Here is a 19,970-nt window from a genome sequence, read left to right on the forward strand (position 1 = left end):
CCTCGATCTTGTATCGCGGCGATGGAGGCGCTCGGCCTGACCGGCGGGGAGGACGGCGCATGGCTGGCCTCGCGCGCCGGCGCCCTGCGGCGGGAGCTCGCCCCGCTGGCCGCGCCCGTCGACACCCCGCTGATCCGGATCCACGGCGACCTGCACGTGGGCCAGGTCCTGCGGTGGCGCGACGGTTACGCGGTCATCGACTTCGACGGCAACCCCACGGTCGCCGGCGCCGACCTCCGCCAGCCGGCCGCCAGGGACGTCGCCCAGCTCACCACGAGCCTGGAACACGTGGCCCAGGTGGCGATCAAGCGCAGGTCCGTCCCGCCCGCCCGGGCCGCGGCGTGGGCGGGCGCGGCGCGGGCGGCGCTGCTGGCCGCCTACCGCGACCGGCTGGCCGGGCGAGGCCGGCTCGGCCTGCTGGACGAGCGCCTGATCCGCCCGTTCGAGGTGGAGCAGGAGTGCCGCGAGCTGATCTACGCCGCCCGTCACCTGCCCCGCTGGCGTTACGCCCCCATGGGCGTGCTGCGTACCTGGTACCCAGAGGAGAAGATGTCGTGAATTCCCAGCTCTACCTGGCCGACCTGGAGGCCAAGCCCGAGTCGCTGGCCGTGCTGGCCGGCGTGCTGCGGGCGCAGGACCCGTTCGCGGGGCTCCCCCGGGACGTCCGCCGGGTGTTGTTCCTCGGCATGGGCAGCTCCCGGTACGCCGCCGGCGTGGCCACCCTGCGCCTGCGGGCCGCCGGGGTGGACGCCCACGCCGAATACGCCTCGGCCGCCGCGAGCTTCCCGCCCGCCGCGGGCACCCTGGTGATCCCGATCTCGGCGACCGGCACGAGCCGCGAGACCCTGGACGCCACGGCCCGCTACGCCGGCGGACCGGCCTTCCTGGCCGCGCTCACCAACCGGCCCGGCTCGCCGCTGGCCGAGGCGGCCGACCTGGTGATCCCGATGCACGCGGGCGAGGAGCGCGGCGGCGTCGCCTGCCGGACGTTCCAGCACACCCTCGCCCTGCTGCTGGCGCTGGAGGCCCGGCTCACCGGCCGCGACCGCGACCTGCCGGCCCTGCTCGACAAGGCGGCGCAGGCCACGGCGGACCTGCTCGACCGCAGGGACGAATGGCTGCCCCTGGCCATCGAGCTGCTCGACGGCCCGCACGGCGTCTACACGGTCGCGCCGGCGGAGCGTCTGTCGTCGGCCGAGCAGTCGGCGCTGATGTTCCGCGAGGGCCCGCGCCGACCGGCGGACGCCTGCGAGAGCGGCGACTGGTCGCACGTGGACGTCTACCTCACCAAGACCCTCGACTACCGCGCGCTGCTCTTCCCCGGCTCCCGTTACGACGACCAGGCCATGGAGTGGGTGCGCGAGCGCGGCTCGACGGTGGTCGCCGTCGGCGCGGAGGTGAAGGACGCCGCGGCGGCGATCCGGTACGCGCACGACGACGACCCGGACGTCGCCCTGCTGACCGAGACGCTGGTGGCCGAACTCGTCGCCGCCGCGTGGTGGGACTGAGCGCTCAGCCGAACCGTACCGACATCGCGTGCTCGACCAGGGTGATCAGAGTGTTCTTGACCGCCTGGCGGGCCCGCGCGTCGGTGCGGACGATGGGCACGTGCGGCGAGAGCGTCAGCGCCTCGCGCACCTCGCTCTCGATGTGCGGGAACTCGCCGTCCCAGCCGTTCAGCCCGACGACGAACGGGATGCCGGTGTCCTCGAAGTAGTCGACCGCGGGGAAGCTGTCGGCCAGCCGCCGCGAGTCGACCAGCACCACGGCGCCGATCGCGCCGCGCACGAGGTCGTCCCACATGAACCAGAAGCGGTGCTGGCCCGGGGTGCCGAACAGGTAGAGGATCAGGTCGTCGTCGATCGAGACCCGGCCGAAGTCCAGCGCCACGGTGGTGGTCGACTTGCCGGGGGTGTGGGCGAGGTCGTCGACGCCCACCGAGGCGTCGGTCATCACCGCCTCGGTGGTCAGCGGCGTGATCTCGGAGACGGCGCCCACGAACGTGGTCTTGCCGACGCCGAACCCGCCCGCCACGACGATCTTCGTGGAGGTGAGCCCGCTAGAGCCTGCCAAGTCCACTCAGCACCCTTTCGAGCAGGCCCCTGCCAGGCGGGCCTGCCTCAAGCTGCGGCTGGTACACCCGGACCAGCCCGTCGGCCTCCATGTCGGCGACCAGCGCCCGCGTCACCCCGAGGGGGACGGCGAGGAGCGAAGAGATCTCCGCCACGGATCGCACCCGCCGGCACAGCTCGCTGATGGCGCGGTGTTCGCGGGTGTAGGTCGTGCCGAGCTGCGCCGAGGTCGCCGACGATACCAGGGCCTCCACCGCAAGATCATCCGGATCCCCGTCCCGCCACGGCGTCATCACCACAGGCGCCGGGAGGACAGCTCGTTGCGCACGGCGGGGGTGAGGACCTGACCGGCGCGTTCGGCGAGGATCGTCATCTGGTACGCGACCAGGCCCATGTCGCAGTCGGGCGCGGCCAGCACCGCCAGGCTGGAGCCGTCGCTGATCGACATCACCAGCAGCAGGCCGCGGCGCATCTCCACGATGGTCTGCACGACGGAGCCGCCCTCGAACACCCGGGCCGAGCCCTGGGTGAGGCTCACCAGTCCGGCGGCGATGGCGGCGAGCTGGTCGGCGCGGTCCTTCGGGAACCCCCGGGAGTAGGCCATGGGCAGGCCGTCGGCGGAGACGACGACGGCGTGCGCCACGCCGGGAACCTCGTCGACGAAGCCGGTGACCAGCCAGTTGAGGTCTCTGGCGGCCTGGCTCAGCTCCTTCATGAGCCCTCCAGGGGTTCGACATGCTTCTCGGTCACGCACCCGTATCAGAATTTAGACCAGCAATAGCGGTAATTTCACCCCGCACTTCGAAGCCGCCCAAGCGGAAATAAACCTTTAACACGATAAATGTCCGCCAATGAGTGTTTGGAACGATCCAGCAGAGATCTCCGAACGATCACGCCGTTGAGAAGGTCGCCATTCACGACATATGTTGAGCGCGGCGACGAGGAGGCGGGCGTGGGAGATTCTCCCGACAGCGCGGCGATCACGGTCGAGGGCCTTTGGAAGATCTTCGGACCCCGAGCCCACGAAGTGCTGGACGGCGACGACCGGCACCTCGATCCCGTCGCGCTGAGGGAGAAGACCGGCTGCACCGCCGCCGTCCGCGACGTGAGCTTCGCCGTACGGCCCGGTGAGGTCTTCGTGGTCATGGGCCTGTCGGGCAGCGGGAAGTCGACGCTCGTCCGCTGCCTGACCCGGCTGGTCGAACCGAGCGCCGGCACGATCACGATCGGCGGCGAGGACGTCCGCGCCGCCTCCCCCGCCCGGCTGCGCGAGATCCGCCGCCACCGGGTCAGCATGGTCTTCCAGCACTTCGGCCTGCTGCCGCACCGCAGGGTGATCGACAACGTCGCGTACGGGCTGGAGATCCAGGGCGCGGCCCGGGCGGAGCGGCACGCGCGGGCGGCGGAGATCCTCTCGCTCGTCGGCCTCGACGGCCACGCCGACGCCTACCCCGACCAGCTCTCCGGCGGCATGCAGCAGCGCGTCGGGCTGGCCCGCGCGCTCGCCGTGGACCCGCAGGTGATGCTGCTGGACGAGCCGTTCAGCGCGCTCGACCCGCTGATCAGGCGCGACATGCAGGCCGAGGTGGTGCGCCTGCACCGCGAGGTCGGCAAGACGATGGTCTTCATCACGCACGACCTGTCCGAGGCGCTCAAGCTGGGCGAGCGCATCGCGATCATGCGGGCGGGCGCGATCGTGCAGGTCGGCACGGCCGAGGAGCTGGTGGGGGCGCCCGCCGACGACTACGTGGCCGACTTCGTCCGCGACGTGCCGCGCGCGAACGTGCTGACCCTGCGCTGGATCTGCCGAGATCCCGAGCCCGGCGAACCGCTGGACGGGCCCGAGTTACCCGCCGGCACGCGGGTCGCCGACGCCGTCGGCGTCGCGTCGGCCTCCTCCCGGCCGATCAAGGTCGTGGCCGGCGGTGAGCTGGCCGGCGTGGTCGACCGCGTGGACCTGCTCGCGTTCCTGGCAGGTCAGGACACGCCCGCGCGGGCGAAGGCATGAGCAGCACGGCCGTCAGCGCGGCCGCCGGTCTCCGGCTGCCGAGATGGGCGGTCCCGGCGGGGGCGGCGGTCGTGATCGCGGCGGCGTACGTCGTCTTCCGCGGCACGGCGACGCTGCCGCACGACGACGAGGCGCCGCAGTTCCTCGCCGTCACCGAGCTGCGCGAGTGGATCGACGACCACCGCAACGACAACCCGCTCTTCCTGTACTTCCTCAACTACATCAGGCTCTTCGTGGGCGCGCTCTACACCTTCTTCCAGGGCGTGCTGCACGCCCTCGGCTGGCCAGGGATCACCGGTGTCATGGGCGCGCTGGCCTGGCTCGCGGGCGGCCGGCGGATCGCGCTGGTGGCGGTCGCGGGCGTGAGCACGTTCGGGGTGCTCGGGCTGTGGGAGTCGAGCGTGGACACGCTGGCCCTGGTCGGGGTGGCGGTGCTGCTGTCGCTGGCGATCGGGATCCCGGTGGGCGTCTGGGCCGGGCTGTCCGCCCGGGTGCGCCGCGCGGTGACCCCGGTGCTGGACGTCATGCAGATCATGCCGACGTTCGCGTACCTGGCGCCGCTCGCGCTGTTCTTCCACATCGGCGCGCCGGCCGGGGCCATCGCGACGATGATCTACGCGATCCCGCCGGCCATCCGCATCACCGCGCTGGCCGTCTCGGAGGTCTCCCCCACGGCGGTCGAGGCGTCGGTCTCGCTCGGGGCCACCCGCCGGCAGACGTTGGTCAAGGTCTACCTGCCACTGGCCAGGTCCACGATGGCGCTGGCGGTCAACCAGACGATCATGATGGCGCTGTCGATGGTCGTCATCGCGAACCTGATCTCCGCGCCCGGCCTGGGCGGCGACATCATCCGCGGCCTGTCCCGCGCCCAGGTCGGCATCATGTTGCCGGCGGGCGTGGCCGTCGTCGTCATGGCCGTCGTGCTCGACCGCATGACGATGGCCCTGGTGGACAGAGACCCGCACGCCCGCCTGCGGCGGCTCGACCTCGTCGCGGCCGGCGTGCCGGCCGCCGCCGGGGTCGCGCTGATCCCCGTGCTGCCCCAGGTCTGGCCCGAGAGCCTCACGATCGACATGGTCGCCGAGGTCAACGCGGCCGTGGCGTGGGCGGAGACGAACTGGTACGCGGTGACCACGTTCGTCAAGGACGCCACTTCGTACGCGCTGCTCAACCCGCTGGAGTCGCTGCTCACCTCGGCCCCCTGGTGGCTGGTCGCCCTCACGGTGCTGCTCGTGGCCTGGCGGGTCAGCGGCCTGCGGCGCGCCCTGACGGCGCTGGCCTGCCTGCTGGCGATCGCGCTGCTCGGCGTCTGGGAGCACACCATGCAGACGATGACCACGGTCGCCGTCGCCGTGCTGGTGGCGCTGGTGATCGGGCTGGCGCTCGGGGTGGCCGCGGCCCGCTCGCCGCGGTTCTCGGCCGTGCAGCGGCCGCTGCTGGACGCCGCGCAGACCATGCCCGCGTTCGTGTACCTGCTGCCGGCGCTGGCGCTGTTCGGGACGACGAGGTTCACGGCGATCTTCGCCTCCGTCGTCTACGCCGTGCCGCCGGTGGTGCGCCTGGTCGAGGACGGCATCAGGGCCGTGCCCGCCCCGGTCGTGGAGGCCGCCGTGTCCGCGGGCTCGACACCGGGACAGCTGTTGTGGAAGGTGCAGTTGCCCATGGCGCGGCCGGCCATCCTGCTGGCGGCCAACCAGGGCATCGTGATGACGCTGGCCATGGTGGTCATCGGCGGGCTGGTCGGGGCGGGGGCCCTCGGCTACGACGTGGTCAGCGGTTTCTCCCAGCGGACGGACTTCGGCATGGGGTTCGTGGCCGGCGTCGCGACCGTCCTGCTCGGGGTCATGCTCGACCGCATCACGCAGGGCGCCGACAGGCGTCCGTCCCCCCGAAAGAGGAAAGTGACATGAACATTCGCCTGCTCGCGGGGCTCGTCGCCCTCGGGCTCGCCGTCGCGGGCTGCGGCGGGGCCACGGTCGACGGCACGGCCGGCTCCTCCGCCCCGGCCGGAGGGTCCAGCGCCTCCGCCGGTTCGGCCGGCACCGTGAAGATCGCGATCAACCCGTGGGTGGGGTACGAGGCCAGCGCTAACGTGGTGGCGTACCTGCTGGAGAACGAGCTGGGCTACGACGTCGAGCTGCCGGAGATCAAGGAGCAGCTGGCCTGGGAGGGCTTCGAGACCGGTGACGTCGACGTCATCATCGAGAACTGGGGCCACCCCGACCTGAAGAAGCAGTTCATCGAGGACAAGAAGGTCGCGGTCGAGGCGGGTTCGACCGGCAACAAGGGCGTCATCGGGTGGTACATCCCGAAGTGGATGGCCGACGAGTATCCCGGCATCACCGACTACCGCAACCTCAACAAGTACGCCGAGCTGTTCCGGACCTCCGAGTCGGGCGACCAGGGCCAGCTGCTGTTCGGCGACCCGTCGTACGTCTCCAACGAGGACGCCCTGATCAGGAACCTCAAGCTGGACTACAAGGTCGTGGTGGGCGGCAGCGAGGCGGCGCTGATCAAGAGCGCCCAGCAGGCGCAGGAGCAGCGGCAGCCGCTGCTGTTCTACTTCTGGGACCCGCACTGGTTGTTCAGCAAGACCGAGCTGGTCCGGGTGAACCTGCCGCCGTACACCGAGGGTTGCGACGCCGACCCGAAGAAGGTCGCCTGCGACTACCCGGAGATGGACCTCGACAAGATCGTCAGCAAGCGGTTCGCGGACACCGGGGGCAAGGCGTACGAGCTGGTCAAGAATTTCTCCTGGACGAACGAGCACCAGAACGCGGTCGCCGACGACATGACGAACGGCGGGATGACGGGTGAGGAGGCGGCCAAGAAATGGGTCGAGGCCAATCCCACGGTATGGCAGGCATGGATTCCGAAATAAGCCGATATTACGGACTACCGAAACCCCGATAAGTGACCTTATCGGGCCCGTTCCGTGGAAAACCGGAAATATCGGGAGAAGGGGGCGTTCGTGAATCAGGGCGCCCTCGCCACGACGCCGCGGAAAACGCACACGGGCGTTTCTCCCGAGCCGTGGTGACGCCTTGAGGCAGCGCGATGAAAGGACTGGATCCCCCGTTGAGGTTCGACTTCGTCATCGTGGGCGGCGGCTCGGCCGGCTGCGCCCTGGCCAACCGGCTCAGCGCCGACCCTTCGACCTCGGTGCTCGTGCTGGAGGCCGGGCGCCCCGACTACCTGTGGGACGTCTTCATCCACATGCCGGCCGCGCTGATGTTCCCGATCGGCAGCCGCTTCTACGACTGGAAGTACGAGTCGGAGCCGGAGCCGCACATGGACGGCCGGCGCGTCTACCACGCCCGCGGCAAGGTGCTGGGCGGCTCCAGCAGCATCAACGGCATGATCTTCCAGCGCGGCAACCCGCTCGACTACGAGCGCTGGGCCGCCGATCCCGGCATGAAGCAGTGGGACTACGCGCACTGCCTGCCGTACTTCAGGAAGATGGAGAACTGCCTGGCCGACCCCGGCACGCCGTTCCGCGGTGACGCCGGGCCGCTGAAGCTCGAGCGCGGCCCGGCCAGGGGCCCGCTGTTCGAGGCGTTCTTCGAGGCGGTCCAGCAGGCCGGCCATCCGCTCACCGACGACGTGAACGGCTACCGCCAGGAGGGCTTCGCCGCCTTCGACCGCACCATCCACCGCGGGCGGCGGCTCAGCGCGGCCCGCGCCTACCTGCATCCCGTGCGCCGGCGCCGCAACCTGACCGTGCGGACCCGCGCGTTCGTGGAGAAGATCCTCTTCGACGGCACGCGGGCGGTGGGCGTGCTCTGCGACGGCGAGCGGATCGAGGCGGGCGAGGTCGTCCTCTGCGGCGGCGCGATCAACAGCCCCCAACTGCTGCAGGTGTCGGGGGTGGGCCCGCGCGCGCTGCTGGAGCCACTGGGTATCGAGGTGGTGCACGACCTGCCGGGCGTGGGCGAGAACCTCCAGGACCACCTGGAGGTCTACGTCCAGCACGCCTGCACGCGGCCGGTCTCCCAGCAGCCGTCGCTGGCGTGGTGGCGGCGGCCGTTCATCGGCGCGAACTGGTTGTTCCTACGGCGCGGGCCGGGGGCCACGAACCACTTCGAGGCCGGCGGGTTCATCCGCTCCGACGACGAGGTGGCGTACCCGAACCTGATGTTCCACTTCCTGCCGATCGCCGTGCGCTACGACGGCTCCGCCCCGGCCGGGGGGCACGGCTACCAGGTGCACATCGGGCCGATGTACTCCGACGCGCGCGGCTCGGTGCGGATCAGGTCGGCCGACCCGCGCGAGAAGCCGGCCCTGCGTTTCAACTACCTGTCCACCGAGCAGGACCGCCGCGAATGGGTGGAGGCCATCAGGCACGCCAGGAGGATCCTCTCCCAGCCCGCCTGGAACGGCCTGGACGGCGGCGAGATCTCCCCCGGTCCGAGCGTGCGGACCGACGAGGAGATCCTCGCCTGGGTCGCCAGGGACGGCGAGACCGCCCTGCACCCTTCCTGCACCTGCCGGATGGGCACCGACGAGATGTCGGTGCTCGACCCCGACACGCTGCGGGTGCACGGCCTCGACGGGCTGCGCGTCGTGGACGCCTCCGCCATGCCGTACATCACGAACGGCAACATCTACGCCCCGGTCATGATGCTCGCCGAGAAGTCCGCCGACCTCATCCTCGGCAACACCCCGCCACCCCCCGAACCCGTGGAGTTCTACCGGCACGGCGCGCGCTAGTGCCCGAGATGCCGGGCGAAGAACCGTACGGCGCTGTCGACCTCGAACCTCGGCAGGTCCAGGTGCCCGCCGGAGTTGGCGTGCAACGTCTTCTCCTTCGAGGCGAAGGCGTCGAACAACGCGAGACCGGACCGGCGCGGGATGTGCTCGTCGTCCCACTGGAGCACGAACTCGATCGGCACGGTGATCCGCCCCGCCGCCTCGGTCAGGGAGTCGTGCCAGAAGAGGCCGAAGACCGCGGCGGTGATCCTCGGCTCGGCCGCCGTCAACGGCACCCCGATCGCGGTGCCCATGTTCGGGCCGAAGTAGCCGACCGGCCCGTCGATCTCCGGCAGCTCCTGGAGGGCGTCCAGCACCGCCCGCCACTCCGGCACGGCCCGCTCGGCCAGATGGGCGTTGTACCGGATGATGATCGGGCCGACCGGCTCGCCGGCCGCCATCGCCTGCCGCAGCGCGGCGGTCTCCCGTTCGTCGACGGCCGTACGCGGCCGCTCCCCGTGACCGGGCGCGTCGACGGCCGCGACGTGGAACCCGCAATCTGCCACGATGCGGTGGGCCCGCCCCACCATTCCCGGCGCCTTCTTGTGCATGCCGCCGCCGTGCCCCATCAGCACGAGGGGTGCCCGCTCGGCCCCGGAGGCGGGCGACCAGAGCACGCCGGGGACGTCGCCCACGGTGAACTCGCGCTCGACGACACCGTCCGACGATGTCCGCGCAGTGAAACGCATAGGTGTTGCCTTTCAGGAGTGCCTGCGGCGCTCCCGGCGACCCCTACGTCGATCGCCCGACCGTGACGACGAGGGGGAGCACCCACATCGATACAACGTTCATGGGTCTCACCTCCTCGCGCGATGTCACGATCCCCCGCAACCTACCAACCCGCCCCTGACCCCGGCCAACCTTTTTCCGCCCAGGTCCTCGGCGCGGACGGGCCGCATACCAAGCGGCTGCGCGCCGCCCGATTACCGTCCCGCCTGCACATCCGCCGAGGACCGTCAGCGCGGCTCGCGGGGCGTCTTTACGTCTGGGGTTCGCGGCGGGTGTTCACCAGGGCTTCGATGCCGTCGAGGACGCGTCGCAGGCCGAACTCGAAGGCGTGCTCGGGGCTGTAGGCGGCGTTCAGCGCCTCGCCGGCCGACTGGCCGACGCGGGAGGCGACCGGGAAGCGGGCCGGGTCGGCGATGCGGCTGAGGAAGGGCGCGTGCGCGGCCCACCACTGCTCGTCGCTCATCCCCGTACGGCTCTCGGCCTGCGCCGCCTCCACCGCGCCGCGGGCCGCGCCGTGCACGAACCCGGTGATCAGCGTGATCACCGAGTCCATCTCCAGGTCCGTCAGGCCGATGCCGTCGACCGCGCGCAGCTCGTAGTCGTATTTCGCGGTGACGTTCGGCCCGAGCACCGGGCGGTTCGCGGCCACCTGCAGCAGCCACGGGTGGCGCAGGTAGAGCGCCCAGTTCTCGCGCGCGATCTGCTCCAGCCGGCCCCGCCAGCCGCCCGGGACGTCCTCGGGCCGCGCGGTCTCGCCGTACACCGTGTCGAGCATGACGTCGAACAGCTCCGGCTTGCCCGGCACGTACGTGTAGAGCGACATCGTCCCCACCCCGAGACGCTCGGCCACGCGGCGCATGGACAACGCCTGCAGGCCCTCGGCGTCGGCCACTTCGATGGCGGCCCGCACGATGCGGTCGACGCTCAGCTCGGGCTTGCCCTTGCGGCTGGTCCGCTCGCCGGTGCGCCAGAGCAGGGCGAGGCTGCGAGCGGGGTCGCCCTTTCCTGAGTACTCCACGGTCACCTTCGTACGGTACACCGTACGGTTGCCACACTGTTCCGTATGCTGTACGGTACGCCGTACGAAACGATAGGGAGGCGGCATTGATAGTCGCGCGCGACCTGCGCAAGACGTACGGCGGCACGACGGCACTAAACGGCATCGACCTCGACGTGGGCCCGGGCACGGTCTGCGGCCTGCTCGGTCCCAACGGCGCCGGCAAGACCACGGCGGTACGCATCCTCACCACCCTCCTCCGCCCCTCCGGCGGCCGGGCGGAGGTGGCCGGCTTCGACGTGGCGACCCACCCGCGACAGGTACGCCGCAACATCGGCCTGGTCGGCCAGCACGCCGCGGTCGACGAGCTGCTCACCGGCCGGCAGAACCTCGAGCTGTTCGCCCGCCTGTCCCACCTGGGCGCCGCGCGGGCCCGGGCCAGGGCCGGCGAGCTGCTCGAACGCTTCGGCCTGACGCACGCCGGACCGGCCAAGGAGTACTCCGGCGGCATGCGGCGGCGGCTCGACCTGGCCGCCGGGATGATCCTGGCCCCGCCCGTGCTGTTCCTGGACGAGCCGACGACGGGCCTCGACCCGCGCAGCCGCGCGGAGATCTGGCGGGCGGTGCGCGAGCTGGTCGCCGGCGGCACCACGGTGCTGCTGACCACGCAGTACCTGGAGGAGGCCGACCAGCTGGCCGACCGGATCTCGGTCATCGACGCCGGCCGGGTGGTCGCCGAGGGCACCCCGGCCGAGCTCAAGGCCAAGCTCGGCGGCGACCGGCTCGACGTGGTGGTCCACGACCCCGCGCGGCTGGCGGAGGCGGCCGAGATCGTCGCCCGGGCGGCGGACGGCCCGCCCGAGGTCGACCAGGACACCCGGCGCGTGAGCGCGCCGGTCGGCGAGCGGGTCGCGGCCCTCACCGGGGTGCTCGCCGCCTTCGCCGAGGCCGGCGTCGAGGCCGAGGACGTCGCCGTGCGCCGCCCCACGCTCGACGAGGTCTTCCTGAGCCTGACCGGAGGTGACACCCGATGACCGCCGTGACCACGATGGAAGGACGGCTGCGCTGGGCCCTGGCCGACGGCTGGACGGTCGCCCGCCGCGACCTGGTCCACTGGGCCAACCAGCCCATGACGGTGGTCTTCGGGGTGCTCTTCCCCGTGATGATCACCCTGGCCTTCGGCTACCTGTTCGGCGGCGCGGTGGACGTGCCCGAGGGGGCCGGCTACTTCGCGTTCCTCATGCCCGGCATGTACGGCATGACGATGCTCTTCGGTCTGAGCTCCACCATGATCGCCGTCACCACCGACGTCGCCAAGGGCGTCACCGACCGGTTCCGCTCGCTGCCGATGTCCCCGTCGGCCGTGCTGATCGGGCGCGCCATCGCCGACCTGCTGCACTCGGTCGTCGTCCTGGCCGGCATGCTGGCCTGCGGCCTGGCCGTCGGCTGGCGTCCGGCCACGCTCTCCGGCGCGCTCGGCGCGGTGGGCCTGCTGCTGCTCCTGCGCTTCTCGCTGCTGTGGGCGGGCATCTACCTGGGGCTGATCACCAGGGAGCCGGGCGCGGTGGTGGCGGTGCAGACGCTGGAGTTCCCCATCGGGTTCCTGTCGAACGCCTTCGTCGCCCCCGCCACCATGCCGGGCTGGCTCGGGGCGGTCGCGGAGTGGAACCCGCTGTCGTCCACGGTGGCGGCGGCCAGGGAACTGTTCGGCAACCCGGGCTGGGGCGGCGACTCATGGATGGCCCAGCACGCCGTGCCGATGGCGGTGGCCTGGCCGGTGGTGATCACCGTGGTGTTCTTCGTCCTGTCGCTCCGCCGCTACCAGCGACTCGACCGCTAGCGCCGATCGGCATCCGCAATCGCATCGAGATCGGGAAGGTCGAACCCGTTCCCCCGTCACAGGCGTCTCATCCCGCAGAAGCCATGAACGGAGAAGAGACGCCTGATGCCGCTCGCCTCCGTAGTGAGAGCCACGACCGGAAGCCGTCCGGTGCGAGGCGTTCTCGCCCTGCTCGCACTCGCTGCCGCGACCGGGTGTGTGGAGCAGGCCGATCTCACCGCACCGCCGCTGCCCGGATCCATGGCTCTCCTGGATCTGGAGAAGCTCTCGCCGGGGTGGTCCCTGACGAGCGGCGATCCTCCTCTCCACCGCCGAATTCACCGCCCGGGTCCCGCATTACTGCTAGAGCCTGGAGGCGCTGCCGGCGAGACGCTCGGTGGTGCCCCGGTGTTCACCGACCTGACGCTGAGAACCGTGTCGAGGTAGTCGGCGATGGCGTCTCTGTTGCGGGTCAGGAACTCGATGCGTTCGGACAGCCGAGCTTGTTCGCGTTGCAGCGTGGCGATCATCTCGGGTGTCACGTTGGGCACGTAGATGGTCTCCGGCCTGTCCAGGCACGGCAGGAGTTGCCGAATGATCCGGGTGGGCAGTCCGGCGTCGAGCAGTCCCTTGATCTGCAGCACGATGTCCACGTGCGACTCTGTGTACTCGCGGTAACCGTTGGGAGCGCGGCTGGGGATGATCAGCCCCTGCTCCTCGTAGTAGCGCAGCAGCCGGTGCGATACGCCGGTGCGCTCCGCGAGCTTCCCGATTCTCATGTGCTCAAGCCTACGACTTGACCTTCACATCAATGTGAGCGTTTAAGACTCGATCGAGGGGGCCGACATTCACCACTACATCGGGGGTTTCCCATGAGACTCGGACTTCGCCTGCCCCAGAGGCTGGGCGTCGACCTGCAGCACGACCTGGTCGAAGCGGCCAGAACGGCCGAAGCTGCCGGATACGCCAGTTTGTGGACGTACGAACGATTGCTCTTCCCGAAGACGCCCGCCGAACCGTACGCCCCGCCGAACGTGCCGTGGCCGGAGACCCAGCGGCAGGCCGCCGACTCCCTGGCCGTGCTCACGGCAGCGGCGGTGGCGACCGAAAGGGTGCGCCTCGGCACGGCCGTTCTGATCGCCGCGCTCCACACACCCGTCCAGCTGGCGAAGCAGCTGGCCACGGTCGATCAGATCAGCGGCGGCCGGGTGATCGCCGGCATGGCCACCGGCTGGTCCACCGACGAATTCCAGGCCACGGGCGCCACCCGAGCGGATCGCGGCCGCTTCCTCGACGAGACGCTGGACGTCTTCGACGCCGTGTGGGGGCCGGACCCGGTGAACTTCCGGAGCCCGCGCGTGGTCATCGACAACGCCTCGGTCCTGCCCAAGCCCGTTTCGAGGATCCCCGTGATGCTGGGCGGCGGTGGCAGCAACATAGGCCGCGGCACCAGCTCCAAGGCCGTGCAGCGCATCGCCGAACGCGCAGACGGCTGGCTGCCGCTGCTTTCCACCCCCGGGCCGGCCGGAGCCGCGGAACTGCGCGCGAGCTGGGACCGTATCCGGGGGATGGCTGCTGAGTACGGCCGGGAGCCGAGCCGGATGGAGCTGGTCGTGGTGGGAAACGTCACCTTCACCGACCGTCCGGCAGGACCTGACCGATCGGCGTTCGTCGGCACTCTCGACCAGGTCATGGACGATGTCCGAACGGCCGAGGAGGCCGGCGCGGACGAACTCATCGTGGATCTGAATCTGCAGGACTGGTTCACCGGCACTCGGCAGATGCTCGAGACGGCCGTGGAGATCCGCGAACGGGCCGCAGCCTCGTGAGCTAGCGCTCCGTCAGGGCGGTGTCGTAGGCGAGGAGCGTCCGGACGACCACCTGGCGCTCCTCCGGCGTGAGCGGCTCCAGCGCCTGCCGCCAGGCGCTGACGCCGTACCCGAGCCATTCGTGGATGGCGTGCTGGTGCAGGTCGGCGATGCTGACGATCGTGCGGCGGCGGTCGGCGTCGTCCTCGCGCCGGTCGAGGACGCCTTTCCTGCTGAGCTCGCCGACCATGAGACTGACCGTGGCCGGGGCCACCTCCAGCCGGGCGGCCAGCTCGTTCACCGTCATCGAGCCGTCGAACAGCAGGTACGCCAGCAGGGAGAGGTGTCGCGGCGCCAGCGACAACGACTGCAGCTCCTCGGGCACCTTGGCGCGCTTGGCCCGGCCCACCAACCGCGGCATGAGCAGGAGCAACGTCCTGACGCTCTCGTCCAGGTTCGAGTCGGCTGTTGACATCCCCAATACCTTGCTGTCTAAATTAGCTTTGCTATCAAAGCAAATCTGTTAACGGCCTCACCCAAGGATAGTGAGATGGCTGACGTCAACCAGCAGGTCATCGAGGAGTTCCGGGCCAACGGCGGCAAGGTGGGCGGCAGGTTCGCGCGCGCGCCGCTCGTGCTGCTCACCACCAAAGGAGCCAGGACCGGTCGGCGCCACACCACCCCGGCGGTCTACCTGCGCGACGGCGAACGCGTCCTCGTCTTCGCCACCAACGCCGGAGCCGACACCCATCCGGCCTGGTACCACAACCTCGTGGCCCACCCCGAGGTCACCGTCGAGCTGGGCGAGCAGACGCTCACCGCCCGCGCCGTGCCGCTGCAGGGCGAGGAACGCGACCGCGCCTACGCCCGCCAGGCCGCCCTCGACCCGGCCTTCGCCGCGTACCGGCAAAAGACCGGCCGCGTCATCCCGGTCGTGGCGCTGCACCTGGACGGCGAGCGGCTTCGCGCGTTCGGCGACGAGCTCGTCAAGATCCACGACTACTTCCGCGAGGAGCTGGCCCGGCTGCGCGCCGGCCAGGCCCCCGCCTCCGAGCTGCGGGTGAACTGCCTGGCGTTCTGCGACGGGCTGTCGGCGCACCACGGCGGCGAGGACCACGTGGCGTTCCCGTGGCTGGCGGAGCGCCACCCCGAGCTGAAGGAGCCGCTCGAACGGCTGCGCCGCGAGCACGTGGCCATCGCCGCGCTGATCGAGGAGCTGCGCGGCGCCACCGGACCGGCGACGCTGGAGCGCGTCGCCGGCGAACTGGAGGCGCATTTCACTTATGAGGAGGAGCGGCTCGTCCCGCTGCTCAACACGCTGACGAGCGTGCCCTGGGCGTGAACGGCGCTAGACGGGCGCCGCACGCAGGCGCACGACGTGCTCGACCAGCGCGATCAGCGTCGCCTTGACCGACTCACGGTTGCGGGCGTCGGTCCGCACGATCGGCACGTGGGGCGACAGCGCGAGCGCCTCCCTGACCTCCTCGTCGGAATGCAGGAACTGCCCGTCCCAGCCGTTGATGCCGACCACGAACGGCAACTTGGCCTCTTCGAAGTAGTCGATGGCCGGAAAGCTGTCGGCCAGGCGGCGGGTGTCGAGCAGCACCACCGCGCCGATCGCGCCCCGCACCAGGTCGTCCCACATGAACCAGAACCGGTGCTGCCCCGGCGTGCCGAACAGGTACAGGATCAGGTCGCGGTCGAGGGACAGCCGGCCGAAGTCCATCGCCACGGTCGTGGTCTGCTTGTTCGGCGTCATGCCCAGGTCGTCGATGCCCGCGGACGCGTCCGTCATCACCGCTTCCGTGGTGAGCGGGAGGATCTCGGACACCGCCCCCACGAACGTCGTCTTCCCGACGCCGAACCCCCCGGCGACGACGATCTTCGTCGACGTGAGGCCGGGGCTAGAGCCTGCGTAGTCCACTGAGCACCCTTTCGAGCATGGTTAGGTCTGGCTGTCCCTGACTGAGGCGCGGGTGGTGGAGGCGGACAAGTCCTTCGTCGGACATGTCCGCCACGATCACCCGCGCCACGCCCAGCGGGACGCGGAGCAGGGCCGAGATCTCGGCGACCGACCGGAACGACCGGCACAGTTGCATGATGGCCTCCTGCTCGGGGGTGAGCATGGCCATCTCGTCGTCCGGGATGGACATCGCAGAGATCAAGGTCTCCATCGCGAGGTGGTAACGCGGCTCCGAACGGCCGCCCGTCACCGCGTAAGGACGGAACAGGGGCTCCTCGTCCCCTGTGCCGTCAGTGCCGTACACGGCCCGCTCCCATCAGTTCCATCACATCACCGGCTCCTGGCGGCCTGCAGCTCAGCACGCAACGCGGGCGTCAGAGCCTGTCCCGCCCTGTCTACCAGCAAGGTCATCTGGTACGCCACGAGGCCCATGTCACAATCCGGCCCCGCCAGAACCGTCAGCACCGAGCCGTCGCTGATCGCCATGACCAGCAGCAGGCCGCGCTGCATCTCGACGACGGTCTGCGTCACCGCACCGCCCTCGAACACCCTGGACGCACCCACGGTCAGGCTCAGCAGGCCCGCGGAGACCGCGGCGAGCTGGTCGGCCCGGTCCGGAGGGAATCCCTCCGAGGCGGCCAGGCACAGCCCGTCCGCCGAGACCACGACGGCGTGAGCGACTCCGGGCGTGTTACGCACGAAGTCGGTGATCAGCCAGTCGAACCTGTGCGCCTCATGGCTAAGGGTTGTCACGCATCCTCCCCGGCGGGACGCTTATTCACTCTGTTCCTCCTGTCCACGAACTTCCTGGCGGGCCCGTCGCACACCCTGCTGGTAACTGGCCATCCGGCTGCGCATCCGGTCCGCGGAGACCGGATGGGCGGCCGGCGCCTGCCGCTGCGGCTGCTGGGCCTGGGCCGGCTGGCTGGCCGTACCGGGCACCAGGTTGGCTTTGGGGGTGCGCTTGGGCAGCCCGGCGGCGGTCACGCCGCCCAGACTGGGCTCGCTGGCTTTGGCCGCCGCCCGCCATCCGGCGTCTGCGGCCGTCCGCCACGCTTCCTCCCCAGAGGGTACGGCTTGCGCGGACGCGGTCTCTCCTCCGCCGTTCGCCTGGGGCTCGGCCTCGCCGTCCGGCCTGCGGAACCAGGCCGACTCGACCGAGGCGAAGATCGGCAGGAACTCCTCCTGCTCGGCCTCCATCGGCGAGACCTCCACCGAGGGCGCCGGGTCGGGCCTGCGCACGTCGTTCGTCGAGTACGACGGCTGAGCCGGCGGGGGCGGCGGAGTTTGGAACGCGCCATTACCAGATGGACCCTCGACGGACGGGAACGAGCCCGTGCTCGGGAACGAGCCCGAGTCGAACCCGCCCGGCGGCCTGCGCCGCGGACCGAACTCGGAGCCGTTGCCGGCCGGTCCCGCGCCGAACGACGGCCGCGGCATGCCCGGCGTGCTGTCGAACGTGCGGGGGCCATGACGGCCGGGCCCACCGCTGATGGGGCCGCTGTTGAGAGAGCCGCTGTCGTAGGGGCTGCCGTTCGACGGGCTGCTCGGGCCGCTGTTCGACGGGCCGTCCGGCGGCCCGCTGTCGAACGGGCTCTGCCGGGCGGGGCCGGGGGCGACCGGGCTGTTGGGCCGGCTGTGTCCGTTGGTGGGGCCGGTGGCGGGGCCGGTGGTGAGGCCGGTGGTGAGGCCGTTCACCGCGCCGGGCCGCGCCGGGGCGCCGTCGAAGGAGTCGAAGCTGCCGAACGAGCGGAACGTGCCGTTCTGAGGGGCCGGCGCGGTGCCGCCGCCGAACGCGGGCCGCTGCGGCAGCGGCTGCTGCTGGGCGCCGTCGGCGATGATCGTGGGCGGGAGCAGCACCATGGCGATCAGGCCGCTGCCGTCGCCCTTGCGCAGCTGCACCCGGATGCCGTGGCGCAGCGCGAGGCGGCCGACCACGAACAGGCCCATGCGCCGGGAGACCGACACGTCCACGACCGGGGGCTCGGCCAGGCGGCGGTTGGCCTCGGCGAGCTCGTCCTCGGTCATGCTGATGCCGGTGTCGGTCACCGACACCAGCGCGCCGCCGCCCTCGATGAGGCTGCTGGTCACCGTGACCTGGGAGTTGCTCGGGGAGAACTGGATGGCGTTCTCGACCAGCTCGGCGACAAGGTGGACGAGGTCGTTGGCGCTGCTGCCGACCACCGACGTGGTCCGGTGCACCCTGACCTGGACCCGCTCGTAGCCCTCGACCTCCGACAGCGCGGCGCGCACGACGTCGACGAGCTTGGCCGGCTGGCTGCGCCTGCGGGTGGCCTCGTGGCCGGCGAGGACCAGCAGGTTCTCGGAGTTGCGGCGCATGCGGGTGGCCAGGTGGTCGAGCTTGAACAGGTCGGCCAGCCGGGCGCCGTCCTCCTCGCCCTTCTCCAGGCCGTCGATCAGTGAGATCTGCCGTTCGACCAGCGTCTGGGTGCGGCGCGAGAGGTTGACGAACATCGAGCTGATGTTGCTGCGCAGCTCGGCCTCCTCGCCCGCCAGGCGGACGGCCTGCCGGTGCACCTGGTCGAAGGCCCGTGCCACTTCACCGATCTCGTCGTTGCCCTCGACCGCGATCGGCTGGACCTCGCCCGTGCCGGCGTCGCCGCTGACGCGCAGCCGGCGCACCACGTCGGGCAGCCGGAAACCGGCGATCTCCAGCGCCTCGGTGCGCAGCCGGCGCAGCGGGGTCACCATCGAGCGGGCGATGGCGACGGCCAGCAGCAGCACGGCGATCAGCAACACGAGGATGAGCACACCGGCGATGATCGCGCTGCGGGTCTCGGAGTCGCGCAGCTCCTGGCTGCGCAGGTTCACCTTGTCGGCGAGGTCCTTCTCGAGGCCGCCCAGGATCTCGATGACGGTGGAGTTGTCGTTGAACCACTGCTGGCGCTCCGCCCTGGCGGAGATCAGGTTGTCGGTGATCCGGGCGCCGGGCGAGCGGCCGCTGGCCAGCGTGATCGCGCGCGACTTGGTGAGCTGGATGTTGACGTACTCGGGCTGGGACATCAGCACCTTGGACAGCTCGGTGCCGACCTCGGTGCCGGCCTCGGCGCCAACCGTGGCGAGGTCGCTCTGCTGGCGGGCGTTGGAGGCGATGAAGTCCTCGACCTCCTTGGCGTCCACGTTGACGGCGTCGTAGGAGGCCCGCAGCAGCTGGACGCGCTGGCGGGAGATCTCCTCCTTGGCCGCGGCGAGGGCGTTCAGGGCGCGGAAGTCACCGACGATCTGCGAGTCGTCGGACAGCAGGCCGAGCTCGTCGTGCAGCTTGAGCAGCGTGTCGGTGAGGAAGTCGTACCGGGTGGTCTCGGTGGCGCCCTCTTCCCTGATCTGCGACAGCCGGGCGAGGTCGTAGTCGGCCTGCTCGGCCGCCCGCACGACACGGTCGCCATAGGAGTCGTCGAGGGTCGCGATGTCCGCGCGCACGGCTCTGACCAGCGTGTCGACGGACGCCTTGCGCTGCGCCAGCTCCTGGGCCAGCTGCCTGCGCACCGCGCGGTTGGCCCCGCTCCAACCTGCGGTGTCGCGCTCCAGCCCGATGGCCTCCGCGAGGTCGCGGACCCGGCCGGCCTTCTCTGCGGCGGCGGCGGTGCGCTCGTACACGCCGATGCTCTGCACCGACTCCACCACGCGCTCGCCGCCGAGCACCACGACGGCGACGGTGGGCACCAGGATGAGAGCGGTGAGCCGCCACCTCACGCGCCAGTTCCGCAGGCCGAAGCGCCGCAGCGACCGCTTGTCGCGGTCAGGCTGCGCGGCGAGGCCGCTGCCGGAGTTCCCCGTAGTCACCGCTTCCGCTACCCCTCATTC

The 19,970-nt window shown here is 70.9% G+C and carries 20 protein-coding genes and 1 pseudogene; 10 read left to right on the forward strand and 11 right to left on the reverse strand.

Going from position 1 to position 19,970, the window contains the following annotated elements; genetic code table 11:
* Positions 1–558: pseudogene (locus C1J01_RS49800) on the forward strand (hypothetical protein); the annotation flags it as partial.
* Positions 555–1,508 carry an SIS domain-containing protein gene (locus tag C1J01_RS12910; RefSeq protein WP_111179185.1) on the forward strand — a complete coding sequence of 318 codons (954 nt, stop codon included), beginning with the start codon at positions 555–557 and terminating at the stop codon, positions 1,506–1,508. The pseudogene C1J01_RS49800 and the gene C1J01_RS12910, both read left to right, overlap by 4 nt.
* A gap of 4 nt (positions 1,509–1,512) precedes the next feature.
* Here C1J01_RS12910 and C1J01_RS12915 read toward each other — a convergent pair whose 3' ends face one another.
* Genes C1J01_RS12915 through C1J01_RS12925 form a run of 3 tightly spaced genes read right to left on the reverse strand, consistent with a single transcriptional unit; the run spans position 1,513 to position 2,787 of the window.
* Positions 1,513–2,079 carry a GTP-binding protein gene (locus C1J01_RS12915; RefSeq protein ID WP_111179186.1) on the reverse strand — a complete coding sequence of 189 codons (567 nt, stop codon included), beginning with the start codon at positions 2,077–2,079 and terminating at the stop codon, positions 1,513–1,515.
* Positions 2,060–2,326 carry a DUF742 domain-containing protein gene (locus C1J01_RS12920; RefSeq protein WP_235854408.1) on the reverse strand — a complete coding sequence of 89 codons (267 nt, stop codon included), beginning with the start codon at positions 2,324–2,326 and terminating at the stop codon, positions 2,060–2,062. The genes C1J01_RS12915 and C1J01_RS12920 overlap by 20 nt, the downstream gene beginning before the upstream one ends.
* A gap of 38 nt (positions 2,327–2,364) precedes the next feature.
* Complete coding sequence (locus tag C1J01_RS12925; protein ID WP_111179187.1) at positions 2,365–2,787, reverse strand: roadblock/LC7 domain-containing protein; 423 nt, start codon at positions 2,785–2,787, stop codon at positions 2,365–2,367.
* Between the two features lie 237 nt (positions 2,788–3,024).
* On the opposite strand from C1J01_RS12925, the gene C1J01_RS12930 reads away from it, so the two are divergent.
* From C1J01_RS12930 to betA, 4 genes are all read left to right on the forward strand, one after another.
* The gene (locus C1J01_RS12930; RefSeq protein WP_328589620.1) at positions 3,025–4,080 is read left to right on the forward strand and encodes a quaternary amine ABC transporter ATP-binding protein; all 1,056 of its coding nucleotides are present in this window, start codon (positions 3,025–3,027) and stop codon (positions 4,078–4,080) included.
* Positions 4,077–5,990: an ABC transporter permease gene (locus C1J01_RS12935; protein ID WP_111179189.1), complete on the forward strand. Its 1,914-nt coding sequence runs from the start codon at positions 4,077–4,079 to the stop codon at positions 5,988–5,990. Before C1J01_RS12930 ends, C1J01_RS12935 begins: the two co-directional genes overlap by 4 nt.
* Complete coding sequence (locus C1J01_RS12940; RefSeq protein WP_111179190.1) at positions 5,987–6,961, forward strand: ABC transporter substrate-binding protein; 975 nt, start codon at positions 5,987–5,989, stop codon at positions 6,959–6,961. Before C1J01_RS12935 ends, C1J01_RS12940 begins: the two co-directional genes overlap by 4 nt.
* 197 nt (positions 6,962–7,158) lie before the next feature.
* Positions 7,159–8,790 (forward strand): choline dehydrogenase, encoded by a 1,632-nt coding sequence (betA, locus tag C1J01_RS12945; RefSeq protein ID WP_220039887.1) that lies wholly within the window; start codon positions 7,159–7,161, stop codon positions 8,788–8,790.
* On the opposite strand, the gene C1J01_RS12950 is transcribed toward betA, so the two are convergent.
* Entirely contained in the window at positions 8,787–9,518 is a 732-nt protein-coding gene (locus tag C1J01_RS12950; protein WP_111179192.1) for an alpha/beta hydrolase family protein, read from the reverse strand. The two genes, betA and C1J01_RS12950, sit on opposite strands and share 4 nt — an antisense overlap.
* A gap of 290 nt (positions 9,519–9,808) precedes the next feature.
* A complete protein-coding gene (locus C1J01_RS12955) occupies positions 9,809–10,582 on the reverse strand; it encodes a TetR/AcrR family transcriptional regulator (protein WP_111179222.1) in 774 nt (257 codons plus the stop codon).
* Between the two features lie 80 nt (positions 10,583–10,662).
* Here C1J01_RS12955 and C1J01_RS12960 point away from each other — a divergent pair, with 80 nt between their 5' ends.
* Together C1J01_RS12960 and C1J01_RS12965 are read left to right on the forward strand one after the other, a co-directional pair.
* Entirely contained in the window at positions 10,663–11,589 is a 927-nt protein-coding gene (locus C1J01_RS12960; RefSeq protein ID WP_328589621.1) for an ATP-binding cassette domain-containing protein, read from the forward strand.
* The gene (locus tag C1J01_RS12965; protein ID WP_111179193.1) at positions 11,586–12,395 is read left to right on the forward strand and encodes an ABC transporter permease; all 810 of its coding nucleotides are present in this window, start codon (positions 11,586–11,588) and stop codon (positions 12,393–12,395) included. Before C1J01_RS12960 ends, C1J01_RS12965 begins: the two co-directional genes overlap by 4 nt.
* 317 nt (positions 12,396–12,712) lie before the next feature.
* On the opposite strand, the gene C1J01_RS12970 is transcribed toward C1J01_RS12965, so the two are convergent.
* Entirely contained in the window at positions 12,713–13,153 is a 441-nt protein-coding gene (locus C1J01_RS12970; protein WP_111179194.1) for a MerR family transcriptional regulator, read from the reverse strand.
* Between the two features lie 93 nt (positions 13,154–13,246).
* Between C1J01_RS12970 and C1J01_RS12975 the strand changes: the two genes are divergently transcribed.
* A complete protein-coding gene (locus tag C1J01_RS12975; RefSeq protein WP_111179195.1) occupies positions 13,247–14,203 on the forward strand; it encodes a TIGR03619 family F420-dependent LLM class oxidoreductase in 957 nt (318 codons plus the stop codon).
* A 1-nt stretch (position 14,204) separates the two neighbouring features.
* Here C1J01_RS12975 and C1J01_RS12980 read toward each other — a convergent pair whose 3' ends face one another.
* On the reverse strand, positions 14,205–14,657 hold the full coding sequence (locus tag C1J01_RS12980; protein WP_111179196.1) for a MarR family transcriptional regulator: 453 nt from the start codon (positions 14,655–14,657) through the stop codon (positions 14,205–14,207).
* Between the two features lie 75 nt (positions 14,658–14,732).
* Between C1J01_RS12980 and C1J01_RS12985 the strand changes: the two genes are divergently transcribed.
* Positions 14,733–15,524 carry a nitroreductase/quinone reductase family protein gene (locus tag C1J01_RS12985; protein WP_111179197.1) on the forward strand — a complete coding sequence of 264 codons (792 nt, stop codon included), beginning with the start codon at positions 14,733–14,735 and terminating at the stop codon, positions 15,522–15,524.
* A 6-nt stretch (positions 15,525–15,530) separates the two neighbouring features.
* On the opposite strand, the gene C1J01_RS12990 is transcribed toward C1J01_RS12985, so the two are convergent.
* From C1J01_RS12990 to C1J01_RS13005, 4 genes are read right to left on the reverse strand one after another with little or no spacing between them, the layout of a single operon-like run.
* Positions 15,531–16,106, reverse strand: a complete 576-nt coding sequence (locus C1J01_RS12990; RefSeq protein ID WP_111179198.1) for a GTP-binding protein — start codon at positions 16,104–16,106, stop codon at positions 15,531–15,533.
* Complete coding sequence (locus tag C1J01_RS12995) at positions 16,087–16,449, reverse strand: DUF742 domain-containing protein (protein WP_111179199.1); 363 nt, start codon at positions 16,447–16,449, stop codon at positions 16,087–16,089. Before C1J01_RS12995 ends, C1J01_RS12990 begins: the two co-directional genes overlap by 20 nt.
* Positions 16,450–16,475: 26 nt before the next feature.
* Positions 16,476–16,898, reverse strand: a complete 423-nt coding sequence (locus tag C1J01_RS13000) for a roadblock/LC7 domain-containing protein (protein ID WP_111179200.1) — start codon at positions 16,896–16,898, stop codon at positions 16,476–16,478.
* A gap of 21 nt (positions 16,899–16,919) precedes the next feature.
* Positions 16,920–19,949 carry a sensor histidine kinase gene (locus C1J01_RS13005; protein ID WP_111179201.1) on the reverse strand — a complete coding sequence of 1,010 codons (3,030 nt, stop codon included), beginning with the start codon at positions 19,947–19,949 and terminating at the stop codon, positions 16,920–16,922.
* Between the last annotated feature and the right edge of the window lie 21 nt (positions 19,950–19,970).

The sequence above is a fragment of the Nonomuraea aridisoli genome (assembly GCF_003236395.1).
Lineage (GTDB): Bacteria > Actinomycetota > Actinomycetes > Streptosporangiales > Streptosporangiaceae > Nonomuraea > Nonomuraea aridisoli.